The sequence below is a fragment of the Elizabethkingia argenteiflava genome, from assembly GCF_009904105.1.
Taxonomy (GTDB): domain Bacteria; phylum Bacteroidota; class Bacteroidia; order Flavobacteriales; family Weeksellaceae; genus Elizabethkingia; species Elizabethkingia argenteiflava.
Genome location: NZ_JAAABJ010000356.1, coordinates 1 through 255, shown reverse-complemented (window position 1 = coordinate 255; position 255 = coordinate 1). Strand labels below are relative to the sequence as shown.

Below are 255 nucleotides of genomic sequence, written 5' to 3'. Positions count from 1 at the left end.
ATGGGAACATTTGCTTTTTCACAAACTGGTCCAAAATTCGGGATTAAGGCAGGAATGAACGTATCTTCAATCTCCAAAGACCAAAATCTCAGCGATACAAAATCTAAAGTAGGTTTTAACGCGGGGGTGGTCCTTAATGCTCCTATATCTACCACTTTAAGCCTTCAGCCAGAAGTTATTTACAATGACTTGGGTTCTAAAGTAACCTTTGGGAATGATCATAAAAATTCATATAGCACTAATTTAGGTTATATT

At 36.5% G+C, this 255-nt stretch carries 1 protein-coding gene; it reads left to right on the top strand.

Annotated features, from left to right (window positions below; genetic code table 11):
- Positions 1-255: outer membrane beta-barrel protein (locus GNY06_RS03980; RefSeq protein ID WP_166518902.1), on the top strand; the 255-nt coding region annotated here is incomplete at its 3' end.